Origin of the sequence: Ensifer sp. ENS10 (genome assembly GCF_014852025.1) — a bacterium.
Classification (GTDB): domain Bacteria; phylum Pseudomonadota; class Alphaproteobacteria; order Rhizobiales; family Rhizobiaceae; genus Ensifer.
This window is the reverse complement of the sequence record NZ_JACVAS010000006.1, coordinates 34,659-50,283: the sequence shown is the minus strand read 5'-3', so window position 1 is coordinate 50,283 and position 15,625 is coordinate 34,659. Positions and strand designations below refer to the sequence as shown.

General features: G+C 63.7%; 11 protein-coding genes. 5 read left to right on the top strand and 6 right to left on the bottom strand.

Translation table 11 applies throughout. The features are described from left to right. Positions 1–7: 7 nt before the first annotated feature. A complete protein-coding gene (gene rocF / locus IB265_RS20725; RefSeq protein WP_057255052.1) occupies positions 8–931 on the bottom strand; it encodes an arginase in 924 nt (307 codons plus the stop codon). Positions 932–1,085: 154 nt separating this feature from the next. Here rocF and IB265_RS20720 point away from each other — a divergent pair, with 154 nt between their 5' ends. Beyond that, the gene (locus tag IB265_RS20720) at positions 1,086–1,520 is read left to right on the top strand and encodes an Lrp/AsnC family transcriptional regulator (RefSeq protein WP_043614769.1); all 435 of its coding nucleotides are present in this window, start codon (positions 1,086–1,088) and stop codon (positions 1,518–1,520) included. A 111-nt stretch (positions 1,521–1,631) separates the two neighbouring features. Beyond that, on the top strand, positions 1,632–2,114 hold the full coding sequence (locus IB265_RS20715) for a VOC family protein (RefSeq protein ID WP_057255053.1): 483 nt from the start codon (positions 1,632–1,634) through the stop codon (positions 2,112–2,114). 66 nt (positions 2,115–2,180) lie between these two features. Here the strand turns inward: IB265_RS20715 and IB265_RS20710 are convergent, their stop codons facing one another. From IB265_RS20710 to IB265_RS20690, 5 genes are all read right to left on the bottom strand, one after another. After that, the gene (locus tag IB265_RS20710; RefSeq protein ID WP_057255106.1) at positions 2,181–2,972 is read right to left on the bottom strand and encodes an APH(3') family aminoglycoside O-phosphotransferase; all 792 of its coding nucleotides are present in this window, start codon (positions 2,970–2,972) and stop codon (positions 2,181–2,183) included. 192 nt (positions 2,973–3,164) lie between these two features. Next, positions 3,165–7,343 carry a translocation/assembly module TamB domain-containing protein gene (locus tag IB265_RS20705; protein WP_057255054.1) on the bottom strand — a complete coding sequence of 1,393 codons (4,179 nt, stop codon included), beginning with the start codon at positions 7,341–7,343 and terminating at the stop codon, positions 3,165–3,167. Positions 7,344–7,446: 103 nt separating this feature from the next. Further along, positions 7,447–9,360 carry an autotransporter assembly complex family protein gene (locus IB265_RS20700; RefSeq protein WP_082616183.1) on the bottom strand — a complete coding sequence of 638 codons (1,914 nt, stop codon included), beginning with the start codon at positions 9,358–9,360 and terminating at the stop codon, positions 7,447–7,449. Between the two features lie 269 nt (positions 9,361–9,629). Then, positions 9,630–10,859 (bottom strand): MFS transporter, encoded by a 1,230-nt coding sequence (locus tag IB265_RS20695; RefSeq protein WP_058325673.1) that lies wholly within the window; start codon positions 10,857–10,859, stop codon positions 9,630–9,632. A 218-nt stretch (positions 10,860–11,077) separates the two neighbouring features. Next, positions 11,078–11,335 (bottom strand): glycine zipper domain-containing protein, encoded by a 258-nt coding sequence (locus IB265_RS20690; RefSeq protein ID WP_034802400.1) that lies wholly within the window; start codon positions 11,333–11,335, stop codon positions 11,078–11,080. Positions 11,336–11,765: 430 nt separating this feature from the next. On the opposite strand from IB265_RS20690, the gene IB265_RS20685 reads away from it, so the two are divergent. The 3 genes from IB265_RS20685 to IB265_RS20675 all read left to right on the top strand — a co-directional run bounded on the left by IB265_RS20685 (position 11,766) and on the right by IB265_RS20675 (position 15,494). Next, positions 11,766–12,254: a (2Fe-2S)-binding protein gene (locus IB265_RS20685; protein ID WP_034802397.1), complete on the top strand. Its 489-nt coding sequence runs from the start codon at positions 11,766–11,768 to the stop codon at positions 12,252–12,254. 81 nt (positions 12,255–12,335) lie between these two features. After that, positions 12,336–14,681 (top strand): xanthine dehydrogenase family protein molybdopterin-binding subunit, encoded by a 2,346-nt coding sequence (locus tag IB265_RS20680; RefSeq protein WP_192495155.1) that lies wholly within the window; start codon positions 12,336–12,338, stop codon positions 14,679–14,681. A gap of 15 nt (positions 14,682–14,696) precedes the next feature. Continuing rightward, the gene (locus tag IB265_RS20675) at positions 14,697–15,494 is read left to right on the top strand and encodes a xanthine dehydrogenase family protein subunit M (RefSeq protein WP_057255057.1); all 798 of its coding nucleotides are present in this window, start codon (positions 14,697–14,699) and stop codon (positions 15,492–15,494) included. Positions 15,495–15,625 lie beyond the last annotated feature (131 nt).

The following is a 15,625-nucleotide window of genomic DNA, read 5'->3' as shown; positions in this document are numbered from 1 at the left end:
TGTTATCTCAGGCGCTGCGGGTCGGCCGGTCGAGCACACGGCGGCCGAAGAGGCTCGCCGTCAATTCGACCAGGATACGCGCGCTCTTGCCGCGGTCATCGAGGAAGGGGTTGAGCTCGACGACGTCGAGCGAGGAAACGAGTTCGCTTTCCCAGAGCATTTCCATGATCAGGTGCGCCTCGCGGAAGGTCGCGCCGCCGGGAACGGTGGTGCCGACGCCGGGGGCGAGTTCCGGATCCATGAAATCGACATCGAGGCTGACATGCAGCAGGCCGTTGGCGGCGCGAACCTCACTGAGGATCTGGCGCATGATGTGGGCCATGCCGAGTTCGTCGACGGCGCGCATGTCATAGACGCGTACGCCGTGCTCGGTGATCTCTTCGCGCTCGCGATCGTCGACGGAGCGGATGCCGACCTGGAAGACCTTCTTCGGATCGACGAACGGCCGGTCGGCCGGCAGAATCGGAGCGAATTCCGCTTCGCCACAGAAATACGCGACCGGCATGCCGTGCATGTTGCCGGAGGGGGAGGTTGACGGCGAATTGAAGTCGGCGTGGGCGTCGAGCCAGAGCACGAAGAGCGGCCGGCCGACTTCGGCGGCGTAACGCGCCATGCCGGAGACGCTGCCCATGGAGAGCGCGTGGTCACCGCCGAGGATGATCGGGAAGTGGCCCTTGCGAACCGTGTCGTGCACGGAATCGTGCAGCGCGCGGGCAAAGGCTGCGACGATCTGCAGATTGTTGGCGCCCGGGTGGTTGGCGAGGTCGCGGGCCGGCAGCGGCTTGACGTCGCCTTCGTCGTGAACCGTGTGGCCGAGGTCGCGCAGCACCGTGTCGATGCCGGCTATGCGCAGGGCCGTCGGCCCCATGGCTGCGCCGCGCCGTCCAGAACCTTCTTCGATGGGTGCGCCGATCAGCGTGATGGTCGTCATATCCGCCCGATTCCTTCTCAAGATAATTCCGTGTGTACCCGGTTGGGATCGCGCGGATTATGGCCAAAATGCATGTCAGCAAAAAGATGGAAAACTGCCGATTAGTGAGATAAAATCGACAGATTGATAAGCACCATGTTACAAAGTGATAGCAATGGATGATCTCGATCAGGCTCTCATCAGCGCCTTGCGCCAGAATGCGCGCATCCCCGTTTCAACGCTATCGGAAATGACAGGCGTATCGCGCGCGACCGTTGCTGCCCGCATCGACAGGCTCGTCGCTAATGGCACGATCGCCGCCTTTACCATCCGAACCGGCGCGGAAATCCCGGCTTCCGGGGTCCGCGCCGTGGTGATGATCGAGGTGCATGGAAAGATGGCCGACCGCGTTGCCGAACAGTTGCGCGGCCTGCCGCAGGTCCGGGCGCTGCACAGCACCAATGGCCGCTGGGACTTCATCGCCGAGCTGCAGGATCGCGATCTCGTCTCCTTCGACGAGACGCTGCGGCGCATCCGCCTGATCGACGGGATCACCGTCACCGAGACGAATATCCTGTTGAAAACCAGCAAGATGACCGGTGCATTCTGAGCATTTTTCGCCGCCCAAAGCGGTGAGGAAATTGCGTCTCTGAGTCGAATTGTTCTTGCTTTGTTCTCATGTTTCGCTATGATGTGCGCCTCACCCAAGATGGAGGATGTCATGGTTGCCAATGGCGGCAGGCTTGCCGATCGGCAGATCTGTGTGAAGCTGTTTGTCAGGCATGGCGACGAGGATCGCGCCATCGCCTTTTATCGCGAGGCGCTCGGCGCCGAGCTCCTGCAGCGGCACGAATGGCCGAGCGGCATTCTGACGAGTGCGGATCTGAGGATCGGGGAATCGGTCTTCCGGATTGCCGGGGCCAACCCGCGCCGCGATGCGGAGCCCAAGCTCGGGGGACCGCGCTCTCCGCATGCGCTGGGCACGACGGCGGTGATCCTGGAACTGCATGTTCGCGATGTCGATCGTGTGATCGGCCGGGCGATCGGCGCGGGGGCAAGCCTGCGCAATCCGGCCGAGACTTTGTCGACCGGTGACCGCGTCGGTGCCTTTATCGATCCTTTCGGCCATATCTGGGCGCTGTTCAACGCCATTGAGGATGCCGAAATCGTCGATCTGAACATCGAGGCCCGCAACGCCGCCTGAGGCGTTGCGGGCCTCTCGCTGTATGGCCGTGCACTTTGGCGGGATATGTTGCCCGCCGCGTGGCAATCAGAAGAACTCGTCGAGCAGGCAGTAGAGGTCGCGTTTCTCCGGATCGTCCCTGTCGATGCCATAGCGCGCCAGAAACGGCTGCACCCATTCCTCGCCGAGATTGTGGGCGATGCTGTGACAGGCAAGTGCAATGTCCTGATAGGGATCGGCGACGCCCAACCGGCTGCAATCGATGAAACCGGAGAACCGGCCATTCTTCTCGATGATGTTCGGCAGGCAGGCGTCGCCGTGGGTAATGACGAGCTTGCTGATCGAAGGTACGCGGGCTCGGAGTTCTGCAAAAAGATCTGCCGCCGTGCGGCCGAGTCGCGTTTCGTCGAAATCGTCTTCATCGATAAGGCCGGCTTCGGTGCGCGCTCCCGCGATGGCGATGCGCTTTTCGATCCGGTGATCGAAGGGGCAGTCGGCGACGTCCAGCCCATGCAAGCGTTTCAGGGCGTCCACCAAGATGACGATCCGGTCCTTTGGCGACAGCGTCGTGGAGGCGAGGTCCGTGCCCTCGACAGCCTGCAGCAGCAGCCAGTTCGTTTCCGCGTCGAAGGCGCGGGCGATCGCCCGCGGACAGGGCATGCCCTGAGACGCCAGCCAATCAAGCCGCTCCGCCTCGTCAACGAATTCGCTGAAGGGGCCGGCAGCCTCGACTTTCAGCACCAGCATCGGGCGATCCGGCGCCTTCAGCAGATAGATGCTCGAGTCCGACTGTCCGAGCGTGTCATGATTCCAGTCATAGCCTGCAACGAGCGGCAGGAGATTCTCGGGCAATTCGAGATGCGGTTTTCGGGAAGACAATACAATCACCTGAAAAATGAATGCAGCAAATTGGCCGTGACGGCGGCTGATGCCGATGTGGGTTCGCTGTGGCGGTGATTCCACACGTGACGTGCACGCATTCGCGCGGCTGCGGATCGTATTCGGTCCGCAGGCCGTGCCTTGATCTGATCAAAATGTCGTCGAGGAGCGCGACGCCAGACAAACCGCCCCTCAATACTCCTTCTCGAAGAAGATACCGCCCGATGCCGAGCCGTCGCCCGCAGCCGACCCCTTGAGCTTCACGCCCTTGCCGACATCGAGATTGATGACCGCCTTGCTGGAGGCAGAATCAGAGCCCTGCTGCAGCTCGATATAGGTCCGGTCGTTGAGATACTTGCCGGCGCGCACCGAAGCGCCGCCGTTCTCGTCGGTGGTGACGTCGAGGTCGTCGACGCCGAGCTTGTTGCGCAGGCCATCAAGCAGCGACGTCGAGCCTCCGCCGGCAAGCTGGCTGACGGCGGAGGCGAGCTGGGCGATCTGGAAGGCCGAGAGGTTCGACAGCGACCGGTTGAAGATCAGCTGTGCCAGGATCTCGTCCTGCGGCAGCGCCGGCGATGACGAGAAGGCGATCTGCGGATTGTTAGCGAGGCCCGCAACCGAGACTGTGATGGTCGTCGAGCCGACGCTGGAGGTCGCCTTGAGGTCAAGCGTCGGGATCAGGTCGCCACCGAAGCCGATATTGCCGTCGGTGAAGGTCAGGCGCTTGCCGAGGATTTCGAGGCGCCCGCGGCGCATTTCGAAGCCGCCGGAAACGATCGGCTGCACGGCCGTGCCCCGGATCGTCAGGTTGCCACCGAGTTCGGCGTCGATGCCGCGGCCGCGCACGAAGACCTGGTTGGCGGCAACTGCCAGATCGAAGGCGATGCCGCCGCTGGCATTGGCGCCGGCTGCCGGCACCTCGTCCTTGCGCAGGTCCTTGACCATTTTCTGCACCTTAGGCGGCGCATTCTTGTGCTTGATGTCGATTGCCGAGAGCGAGGTGGGCAGCTTCTCGGGAATGGTGATCGATGCCTTGCGGATCGTAACCTTGCCGCCGAGCGTCGGGGTCGCGACCAGCGGACCGGTCAGCGTCATTTCGCCATTGAGATTGGCGTTGAACAGCGTGCCGTCGACATAGGTGGCATTGTTCAGGCGGATCGTCAGATTGGCCGGGAAGCCGGAGCCGGGGACCGTGCCGACGGTGCCGGTCGCCTCGATCGAGCCGCCGGTCGCGAGATTGGCCGAGAGCTTGGAGATCGTCGCCTGCTTTCCGTCGAGCGCGACATTGGCGGTCAGATCGTTCAGTGCCAGGTTGCGGCGCACGTCGACGAGCCGCCCGCCGGATGTCGTGACGGTGCCGGCGATCTGCGGCGCCTTGGCGGAGCCGGAAATCGCGAGGTTGATGCCGGCCTGGCCCGTGAGCGTGAAGCCTTTTTCCGCCATCAGGTTGGCAATGAGGGCAAAGGGTAGGTTGCCGTTGAACTTCATTGCGATCGGCATGTTGCCGCCGATATCGACATTGCCGCCGCCCTTGAAGGAAAGGCCGCTGGCGCCCGAAAGCGTCGTGTCGAGCGTTACCTTGTTGTTGGCGAACTTGCCGTTGGCGGCGATGTCGAAGGCGGCGACCCCGGCCGTGCGTGCGGCGGCCAGCGACGCGCCAGACCATTTGAGGTTGTAGGCGACGACAGGTGCGGACGTTGCGCCAGCGACGTCGACGGTGCCGGCGATCGTGCCCTCGGCGCCGAGGTCCGGGACAAAAGCGTTGACCAGCGCTGCGGGCAGCGCATTGAGCTTGGCGGTGATGTCGAGTTTTTCGCCGGCCGTTCCGTTGACCGCGATGGTGCCCTTCGATGCCTGGATCGTCAGCGCGTTGAGGCGGACGGTGCCGTTTTCGATGGCGATGACCGTCGGCTGCGCGAGCTTCAGCGGGATGCCCTTTGGCGTCGCGCCGAAGGAGGCGAGGCGAATTTCCGTGCGTCCCTTCGCACTCGTGAGATCGCCCTTAGCCGTGAGCGGGCCACCATCATATTTGCCGTCGATCGAAAAGCCGGTGCGTCCCGCCTGCTGCTGGAAATCGACGGCGAGGCCGGCAACGCGGTTGGCGCCTTGAGCGATGGTCTCGGCGCGCACGCTGCCCTTGATGGCGAGGGCCGCGACATCGGAGATCGTGATATCGGCAGTCGGCTTGGCGATCGTCAGGGCATCACGCTTGATGCCGCTGCCGCCGGCCTTGACGACGACGGAGGTGATGCCGTTTGCGGTCTTGATTGCGGCCGACCCGTTGAGATCGCCAGAGGCTTTCTGCCCGGCCATGGCGGCAAGCAGGCCGAGATCGGGCAGGTTGAAATCGATCTTGCCGTCCGGTTTGAAGTCCGGGGTGAAACTGATCGCACCGGTCAGCTTGTTTTCACCGATCCTGGCTTCGAGCACGGGGATCGCGGTGCGTCCGTCCTTGGAGACGACGTCGGCCTTGACGTCGATCGCCTGGCCGTCGAGCGCACCGGTTGCGGTCAGGCTCGCCTGCGGGCTCGAGGGGTTGGCCTTCGCGTCGGCCTTGATCGTGAGGTCGCTGAGGGTGCGTCCGGCGAGCGTGGCGCCGCTCGAGGTCAGTTCGGCCTTGATGCCGAGTTCGGCGAGCGGGCCGGTCACGGCTGCGGTAAACTCAGCCTCGCCCTTGGCGTCAGCCAGAAGCTTGCCGAGATTGGGCAGCTTTCCCTTGAGATCGGTGGTCAGTTGTCCCTGGGCCAAGGCTATCGTGCCGGCCGCCTCGATCGTGCTCGATTTGAGCTCGAGGCCCTCGACGGTCACGCTGCCGTCGGTCGCCGTCTTCACTTCGCCGGCAAGCGCGATGGTCCCGTCGAACTTCGCTGCCGCAGCCGGCGGCAGAGCCTCCGGAACGGTAAAGAGCTTGAACGCGGCGGCAACTGTGTTTTCCTCACGTGAGACGGCACCGGTGACCGAACCGCCAATGCCGGGGCTTTCGATCGTCACCGGATCGAAGACGATGTTCTCCTTCGTCACCGACAGGCTGGCGTCGATCTTCATTGGCGCCTGGACCAGCCGGGTGACGTTGGCGTCGACGAAGCCTGCCTCACCGACTTCGATCACCGTTTTTAGCGGGCCTGATTGTGTAGCGAGGTTGAAGCCGTCGCTGCGCGCCGACAGCTTGACGGCGCCAAGTGCCGCGTCCGGCAGCGTCACGGAGGCGACGTCGGCGGCGAGATCGAGGATTGCGGCCTGCGCGTCGCCGATCAGCGACAGGTTGACGGCGTTGATCTTTGCCTGGGCCTCGCCCTTCTGCAGCGGCCAGCGGAAGTCGATCGCGCCGTTGGTGCCGGCAAGCCGGGCCTGCAGATTGTTGTCGCCCTTGCTGTCGAAGGTGCCGAAGGCGCCAAAGGTCAGCGCGCCGGTCGCGATCTGCCCCTTGTCGACGCGCACCATGCCCTGGCCGTTGAACGCGGCTGCGACGTCGATGCTGGTCTCGCCCTCGAACATCGCACGCAGTGCCGGCGGCATCAGCGAACCGAAGCCGCCGCCGCCAGTGACGGTGAGCCGATGCATGCCGTCGGGTGTCTGGACGTGGCGACCGTCGAGCTTGAGGATCTCGCTGCCGTCGAGCGCGGCCGTGGCAGTGCCGGCCCAGTCGGAAAGAGGACCTTCGCCGGTCAGCTTGATGTTGACCGCGGGCTCGTTGGGCAGGCGAAGGAGTTTTGCGAGCACGCCGTTGTTGGGCTCGTCGACGGTTGCCTCCAGCTTCAGCTCGTTGCCCGCCGGATTGAAGACGATATCGGCGACGGCGCGCGCTTCCGGCCGGTCACGCTGGGCGGCGGTCAGGCTGAGGGCAATGCTCTCGTTGGTCGCATTGATCTTGCCGCTGGCGGTCAGGAACTGATCTTCGCCGGCGATTGCCTTGCCGATGACGATCTCCTTGAGATCGATCGCGTCGATCTTGACGTCGACGGGAAGCGCGAAGGTCGCGCGCACTTCCTTGGTCTCGGTCGAGGGGATCGGCAGGCGTTCGACACGCACCGAGCCGGCGGACAACGCCGCGGCGTCGAAGCGGAAGGAGAGGAGGGCCGCCGGCGACCAGTTGAGCTTGAGGTCGCGGACCTCCGCATAGACGCCTTGGCCGTCGAAAAGCGTGATGCTTCCTGCCGCAAACTCACCTGTCAGCAGCGCACTCGGATCAGCGATCCGCACGATCTGGTCAGGCGTTGCCGCATATTTCTCGATTGCCCAGGCGACGAGGCGGGCGCCTGGAGTCGTGAAGCCCACGAAGGCGACGAGAAGGAGGGCAACGACCGCAATCACGCCAAGCACACGAAGGCCATAGCGCAGCGTCGCGCGAAGGAAGCGGACGACCTGATTCATGCTCTACCCTTAGCGCAAGTTGCGCTGCAGCGGAATCGCCGCAGGGCGAAACTATCGCGCAATGACGGCAATTTGCCGGTTCTTGCTGGAGAATCGGCCCTACTCAGAACGATTGGCCGATACCGGCATAGATGCCGTACTTGGTGCCACCGGGATATTTGTTGAGCGGCACGGCGAAGTCGAGACGGATGGGGCCGAAGGGCGTGGCATAACGCAGGCCGATGCCGGCGCCGGCGCGAATGTCGGAGAAATCGGGCGTCGTTTTCGCCGACACCGTGCCGGCATCGATAAACGGCACCACGCCGATCGTGTCGGTGATCGCGATGCGGGCTTCAAGCGAGGCGTTGACATAGGAACGCCCGCCGGTCTCCTCGTTGTCGGCGTTGCGCGGGCCGATCTCCTGGTAGGAGTAGCCGCGCACGGAACCGCCACCGCCAAGATAGAAGCGACGGTTCGCCGGGATATCCTCAAGCCCGCTGCCGCCGACGAGCACGCCGGCGCCGATCTTGCCGGCGAGAACGAAACGCTTCTCGTCGCCGAGCGCATGGTAGCCCGATGCCGACGCTTCGAAGGACGAGAAGAAGGTCTGGCCTTTGATCTCGTAGCTCGGCTTGGCGTTGATCATCGCCCGGTAGCCGTCGGTCGCGTTCAGCTTGTCGTCGCGAGTGTCGCGCACATATTCGAGCGGAATGGCGGCAGTCAGGTAGGAGTTCGAGCCGAAGGCGTCGTCGATGTTGGCCCAGCTCAGCTCGCCGCCACCGGACACGGTGTCGGTCGGCGAGAGTTCGAATGTGGCGCCGGCAGCACCCGTCAGGATCTTGGCGCGGTAGGCGTCCGGATCCTGGATGTTGGCCTTGAGGCTGGCGGTAAAGGTCGAGGCGGGGCCGAAGGCGCCGGGCTTGGCGAAGAGGATGCCGACCGAATAGTCGAGCTTGTCCAGTTCCTTCGTCTCGCCGATGCGGTCGACCGAGCCTTCTATGCGCAGCGATTCCGCCCGCCCGAAGAGATTACGGTGTCCCCAATAACCCGAGACACCCAGACCATCGGTGGTCGAAACCTGCGCACCGAAGCCGAAATATTTATGCTTGCCTTCCGAGACCTCGATCTTCATTGGGATCGATCCGTCAGGCGACAGCGTGTTGGCTTCCTTGATCGTCACGCTTGAGAACACGCCGAGCTGGCGCAGGCGCTCGGATGCCTTGCGGATATCCTCGGGCGAATAGGGGCGCCCTTCGTTGAGGCGCGAATAGTCGCGCACGAAACCGGGATCGACGGTCTTGGTTCCCGATACGCTGACATCGCCGACAGGCGCGACCGGCCCGCCGCTTGCGCCGATGACGACGTCGACGGTGGAATTGGCGTGGTTGGCGACGGCGCTGCGTTCGGTGAGCTTGGCGAGTGGCCGGCCCTGCTCGCGCAGGTCGTTCACGACCTTTTCGCCAGCCTTGATGATCAGGGTCGAATCGGCGCGTGCGCCGGCAGGCAGGCCATAGTTATCAGGATTGAAGCCGGCCGCATCACCTTCGAACCTGACGGAACCGACCGTAAAGGCGGGGCCGGGCGTGACGGTGACCGTTACCGGGATCGCCTGCCCGTCGGGGAAGGCGGGATCCGGCGGCAGGCTGTCGATGTCCTGGCCGTTGACGCGAATTGCCACGGTGCCGCCGTAGCGGGCCTTTTCGTAGAGGGCGGCGAGCAGCCGGTCGCGATCGTCGCGCGCGCGGATGGCAAGACCGAGATCGCCGGACACGGGCTTTTCCTGACCCTGGACGAGCTGCGAGCTGTTTTCCAGCGCTTCCTTCAGTTCCTTGTCTTCGGTGCCGGCGTCGAAGGTAAGCGTATAGTTGACCGGGTCGATGACCGGCGCTTCCTCTTCGTCGCTCTCGAAGAACTTCATGCCGAAGAGCTTGAAGGCATGGGCGTTTTTGGCGGAAATCGGGCCGAGCGCAAACGAGAAGGCGACTGCAAGCGCAGTTGCGGCCTTCCAGTACGCAATACTCGACCGTGGTGGGGACATTCGCTTCCGCATCCCGTCTTCAGGCGACCCAATACAAACTGCCTGCTTATGCGGCCGGGTCACTATTGCATGCCTAAGGTTTTCCATCTGTTAACGATGACAGCCGGCTGCATCCACCCCTGATACCGATTTTCGGTGCCGTTTTCCGGGAAAAAGCTCCGAAATGTTGTCGGCGCAGCACAACCATAGGCTCCGGACGGACGGTTGCCAGCCAGGCGCGCCGGCATTTTGCTGGGTGTTTGGCTGGTTTTGTCCGCGGATCGTCGAGCCTATGCGGCTTCCGGCAGTGCCCGCAACTGCGGCACGCGAGAGGCTATGATAACGAGAAACTGGACCAGGAAACCCGTCGCGGCAACGGCCAGGCATGCCTCGACGCCGAAACGCGTGGCGACGACGGCACCCAGCGCTGCGCCGATCGGCCGCGCGCCGAACGTGGCTGTGGTGATGAAGGCGGAAACTCGACCCAGCATCGCATTCGGCGTGACGGCCTGGCGCAAGGTGAGGGTGGCGATCGACCAGAGCACAGGCCCTGCGCCAAAGAGGAAGAAGCTCAAGCCGGCAAGAACGCCGGATGGCATCCAGATCGTCGAGAGCATCACGGCGGCCGCCGCCAACCCGCCGAGCGGACCAAGCGCAATCATCACGCCGAAGGGGACACGGCGCGCAATGGCGGGCGCGGCGAATGCGCCGATCATCATGCCGGCGCCATAGATGCCGAGCGTGATGCCGACGCCTGTCGCCGTCATGCCGAGGGTTTGAATGGCATAAGCGACATAGACCGCCTGCAGCACGAACCAGGCGGTGTTGAAGACTATCGCCGTGACGAGGATCGGCCTGAGCAGCGTGTGGCCGGCAAGGAACCGTGCGCCTTCGGTCAGATCCTGCAGAAGTTTGCGTTTTGCCGCGGCGGGTTGGTGATGCTCGCCAAGGCCGGCAAGCAGGACGACGGAGAGAAGAGAAAGGCATGTGGCAGCGACATAGGCCAGGGATGCGCCCGTCCATGCGACGATCGCGCCGCCGATCGCCGGCCCGCCCGAATAGGCAAGGCTGCGGGCGAGTTCCAGCCAGCGGTTGGCATCGGCCAGTTGGGCGCGGGGAACGATCACCGGAATAAGGGCAGGGGCAGCGACATTGTAACAAACGGTGCCGATGGCACCGACGAACCCCATCGCAGCCAGAAGCGGCAGGGTCAAAAGGCCGCTGACCATCAGGAGCAGCGTGGCGACCAGCGACAGCGCGCGCAGCATTTCCGAGGAGACCATCAGCCTCAGTCGCGAGGCGCGATCGGCGACGAGCCCGGCCGGAATGGCGAGCAGGAGAAACGGAAGTGTCTGGGCCATCTGCAGCCATCCGGTTTCCGCCGGACCGGCGGCGAGCAGCAGCACCGCGGCGAGCGGAGCGGCAGCCAGCGCCATCTGCTCCGAGAATTGCGCAAAAAGATTGGACCAGCCGATCCGCTTGAAGGCTGGCGGCAGTGGATTGCCTGGTGATTTCGACATGTGACGGCCTCGATGGATGATACTTCGAGGACAGCAGACGGATTTGCGCGGCCGATAACCACCCGGTTTGCGCGCGTCGGATCATTTCTTGGGGGTATGCCTAGCTTCGCCGGCGCGTCCGGAACGAAAAACCCCCTCAGGCTTTGCGCCATGAGGGGGGTAATTGGATCCTACGGAGAGCTTGCGCTACGCCGAAGGATGACCGTCTTCGCTACGCCTTAGCGCGGGCAAGAGTCGATGTAGCGGCGGCCATAGCGGTCGCGGTAGTAGCACTGGCCCGGCTGCTCGGTGACGTTGCCGATGACTGCGCCGGAAACGCCGCCGATGGCCGCGCCGACCGCTGCGCCACGGACGTCGCCGGTGACAGCGCCGCCGATGATCGCGCCGGAAACGGCACCGATGCCGGCGCCTTTTTCCGTCTGGGTGCAGCTTGCGACCGCCAGGGCGACCAGCACAAGTGCGATGGCTTTCTTCATGTTGTTCTCTCCGATCTCTACGGATCTTAAGCCTAGCGCTCAGTCCGTCCCGTGGATGATGGCGAAGCCGGGAACATCCCGCTCCACCTGAACTTGCAGTTCGGAAAATACGCGGTCCCTATTGAAAGTCTACGGGGACCTGCGGCTTCTTCCGGCGCGCAAGATAATGATATCGTTCCTGAACGGGACATGAAGGCTCAGTTCCGCGAGATACAACCCGCGTGGAAAAATATTGTCGTCCGGCGGGCGGTAGCGGTTGCGGCATTCCCAAAAAAGACAAATGATACAAACAAGCCTGCGACATCCGGAGGAGCGGATCCGTGGGCGACGGGCATCGATATCAGTTGGCGCGTACCCTAGTCGCGTGAACCATCTCACCCGACTTTTCGGCCGCGCTCGTGTTGGCATTGACCGACCCCGGAGGAGCGAAATGGCGAAAGTAACAATGACGGTCAACGGCCGTCAGGTGAGCGGTCATTGCGACGACCGCACACTGCTGGTGCAATTCATACGCGAAAATCTCGGACTGACCGGCACCCATGTCGGCTGCGACACGTCGCAGTGCGGCGCCTGCGTCATCCATATGGACGGAAAATCGGTCAAGAGCTGTTCCATCCTCGCCGCACAGGCGGCCGGATCCACGATCACCACCATCGAAGGGTTGGCGGCGGACGGCGAACTCCATCCGGTGCAGGCGGCGTTCAAGGCCAATCACGGCCTGCAATGCGGCTTCTGCACACCCGGCATGGTGATGACGGCCGTCGACATGATCCGAAGGCACCAGGGCCAACTGGACGAGGCGACGGTGCGCGCCGAGCTCGAAGGCAACATCTGTCGCTGCACCGGCTACCACAATATCGTCAAGGCGATCCTTGCTGCCGCCGCCGAGATGAGTGGCGCCCGCGTGGCCGCAGAATAGCGGTAGATTTGGGGGCGGGACCTCGCCCCGAAGGCATGTCATCGAAGGACTGTCGCTGGATATCTCGGGAGGAGATAGGCAATGGGCGTTGAAGGCATTGGCGCGCGGGTGGCGCGCAAGGAAGACAAACGGTTCCTGACCGGAAAGGGCCGCTATACGGACGACATGTCCGTGCCGGGCATGAAATATGCGGTGTTCGTGCGCAGCCCGCATGCGCATGCGAAGATTCTGAAGGTGGACGCGTCTGCGGCCAAGGACATGCCCGGCGTGATCGACGTGCTCGACGGCAAGCAGATCCTCGCCGACGGTATCGGCAACCTGATCTGCGGCTGGATGATCCACTCCAAGGACGGATCGCCGATGAAGATGGGCGCCTGGCGGCCGCTTGCGCACGAGACCGTGCGTTATGTAGGTGATGCCGTGGCGATCGTCGTTGCCGATAGCGTGGCCGAGGCACGCGATGCGGCCGAGGCGGTCGTCGTCGATTATCAGGAACTTCCCGTCGTGATCGATGCGTCGAAAGCGCTCGAGGCGGGACAGCCACAGCTTCATCCGGAAGCGCCCAACAACCTGATCTTCGACTGGCAGATCGGCGACGAATCGGAGACTGACAAGGCGATCGCAACGGCCGCGCATGTCACCGAGGTCACGATTCATAACAACCGGCTCTCGCCCAATCCGATGGAGCCGCGGGCCGCACTTGGCATCTATGACGCCGGCGACGACCACTACACCTGCTACACCACCAGCCAGAACCCGCATGTGGCGCGGCTGGTGATGAGCGCCTTCTATAATGTCGCTCCGGAAAACAAGCTCAGGGTGATCGCGCCCGATGTCGGCGGTGGCTTCGGCTCGAAGATCTATATCTATCCGGAGGAGATCGTCTGTCTCTGGGCGTCGAAGCGCACCGGCGTGCCGGTCAAATGGACCTCCGACAGAACCGAGGCGTTCCTGACCGACGCCCATGGCCGCGACCACGTGTCGACGGTGAAGATGGCCTTCGATGCGAACAATCGCATCATCGGGCTGAAGGTCGACACGATCGCCAATCTCGGCGCCTATATGTCGCTCTTCTCCTCGGCGGTGCCGACCTATCTCTATGCGACGCTGCTTTCCGGCCAGTACGACATCCCGGCGATCCACGCGAATGTGCGCACGGTCTACACTAACACCGCACCGGTGGATGCCTATCGCGGCGCCGGGCGGCCGGAGGCGACCTATCTGCTCGAACGCACCATGGAGACGGCGGCGCGCGAACTCGGGGTCTCACCGGCGGAACTGAGGCGGGTCAACTTCATCCGCTCCTTCCCGCACCAGACGCCCGTGATCATGAACTATGACGCGGGCGACTACGAAGCGTCGCTGAACGCAGCGATGCAGGCGGCTGACTGGAACGGCTTTGCCGCCCGCAAGGCGGAAGCCGATCGCCGCGGCATGAAGCGCGGCATCGGCATGAGTTGCTACATCGAGGCCTGCGGCATCGCGCCGTCGGCGGCGGTGGGCTCCCTCGGGGCCGGCGTCGGTCTGTGGGAATCGGCCGAGGTGCGGGTCAATGCGGTCGGCACGATCGAGGTCTTGACCGGCTCGCACAGCCACGGCCAGGGCCACGAGACCACCTTTGCACAGCTCGTCGCCGACCGCCTCGGCGTTCCGATTGACAGCGTCAACATCGTGCATGGCGATACCGACAAGGTGCAGATGGGCATGGGCACCTACGGCTCGCGCTCCGGCGCCGTCGGCATGTCCGCCGTCGTCAAGGCACTCGACAAGGTGGAGGCCAAGGCGAAGAAGATCGCCGCGCATCTGATGGAAGCGGACGAAAGCGACATCGTGATTGAGAACGGCGAACTGAAGGTTGCCGGCACCGACAAGGCGGTGCCCTGGTTCCAGATGGCGCTTGCCGCCTACACCGCCCATAACCTGCCCGCGGGCATGGAGCCGGGCCTGAAGGAGGGCGCCTTCTACGATCCGGCCAACTTCACCTTCCCGGCCGGTTGCTACATCTGCGAGGTGGAGGTCGATCCCGATACGGGGCGGACCAAGATCGTCCAGTTCGTCGCCGCCGACGACTTCGGCAATATCATCAACCCGATGATCGTCGAGGGGCAGGTTCATGGCGGCATTGCCCAGGGCATCGGCCAGGCGCTGCTCGAAGGGGTACACTACGACCCCTCGGGCCAGCTGCTGACGGCAAGCTACATGGACTACGCCATGCCGCGTGCCGACGATCTGCCGTCGTTCCAGGTCTCGACCTCGAACACGCCCTGCCCGAACAATCCCTTGGGGATCAAGGGTTGCGGTGAGGCGGGCGCGATCGGCTCGCCGCCGGCGCTGATCAACGCCATTACGGATGCCATCGGCAACAACGCGCTCACCATGCCGGCAACACCGCAGAAGGTGTGGGCGGCGGCGCACGCGGCCAAGTGAACGGGAGGACACCGCATGTACGAGACCCAATATCACCGGGCGTCCTCGGTTCAGGATGCCGTCAGCCGAATGGAAGCGGCCGGCGAAGGCAAGTATGTCTCCGGCGGCATGACGCTGATCCCGACGATGAAGCAGCGGCTGGCGGCACCGAGCGATCTCATTGACCTCCGGCATATCGCCGAGATGCAAGGCATCACGGTTTCCGGCCGGTCAGTGCGGATCGGCGCCGCCACGACACATTATGACGTGGCGTCGGCGGCGGCGCTCAAAGCCGTCTGTCCGGCGATCTGCAGCCTTGCCAGCCATATCGGCGACCCGCATGTGCGGCACATGGGCACGATCGGCGGTTCCATCGCCAACAACGACCCGGCGGCCGATTATCCGGCGGCGATGCTGGCGCTCGGTGCGACGATCGTGACCAACAAGCGCGAGATTGCGGCAGATGATTTCTTCACCGGCCTGTTCGAAACAGCGCTGGAGGACAGCGAGATCGTCACCGCCATCAGCTTCGAAGCGCCTGCCAAGGCTGCCTATCAGAAGTTCGCCAATCCGGCATCGCGCTACGCGATGACCGGTGTGTTCGTCGCGCGACGGGACAATGGCGACGTCCGGGTGGCCGTTACCGGAGCGGGAGCGAACGGGGTGTTCCGGCATGGCGATATGGAGGCGGCGCTGGTTGCCAACTGGTCGCCGGACGCGCTCAGCAATGTCAGCGTCGATGCCTCGGAACTGCTCTCCGACATTCACGCCGACGCGGCCTACCGCGCCAATCTGGTGAAGGTCATGGCCAAGCGCGCCGTGGCGGCGGCCTGACCGGCATGGGGTATCGCCAAACAGCAAAAAAAGGGGGCGGCTTCGGCCGTCCTTTTTTCATCCTTGCTTGACTTCGATCAAGCTTGAAGAGATGAACATGCGCTAGGGCTTTCTTTGGAATGTTTCAAAAC

What these genes read in the sequence shown, in the direction of transcription:
- rocF (WP_057255052.1), bottom strand. Translation starts at nt 931, where the DNA reads ATGACGACCATCACGCTGATCGGCGCACCCATCGAAGAAGGTTCTGGA.
- IB265_RS20720 (WP_043614769.1), top strand. Translation starts at nt 1,086, where the DNA reads ATGGATGATCTCGATCAGGCTCTCATCAGCGCCTTGCGCCAGAATGCG.
- IB265_RS20715 (WP_057255053.1), top strand. Translation starts at nt 1,632, where the DNA reads ATGGTTGCCAATGGCGGCAGGCTTGCCGATCGGCAGATCTGTGTGAAG.
- IB265_RS20705 (WP_057255054.1), bottom strand. Translation starts at nt 7,343, where the DNA reads ATGAATCAGGTCGTCCGCTTCCTTCGCGCGACGCTGCGCTATGGCCTT.
- IB265_RS20700 (WP_082616183.1), bottom strand. Translation starts at nt 9,360, where the DNA reads ATGTCCCCACCACGGTCGAGTATTGCGTACTGGAAGGCCGCAACTGCG.
- IB265_RS20695 (WP_058325673.1), bottom strand. Translation starts at nt 10,859, where the DNA reads ATGTCGAAATCACCAGGCAATCCACTGCCGCCAGCCTTCAAGCGGATC.
- IB265_RS20690 (WP_034802400.1), bottom strand. Translation starts at nt 11,335, where the DNA reads ATGAAGAAAGCCATCGCACTTGTGCTGGTCGCCCTGGCGGTCGCAAGC.
- IB265_RS20685 (WP_034802397.1), top strand. Translation starts at nt 11,766, where the DNA reads ATGGCGAAAGTAACAATGACGGTCAACGGCCGTCAGGTGAGCGGTCAT.
- IB265_RS20680 (WP_192495155.1), top strand. Translation starts at nt 12,336, where the DNA reads ATGGGCGTTGAAGGCATTGGCGCGCGGGTGGCGCGCAAGGAAGACAAA.
- IB265_RS20675 (WP_057255057.1), top strand. Translation starts at nt 14,697, where the DNA reads ATGTACGAGACCCAATATCACCGGGCGTCCTCGGTTCAGGATGCCGTC.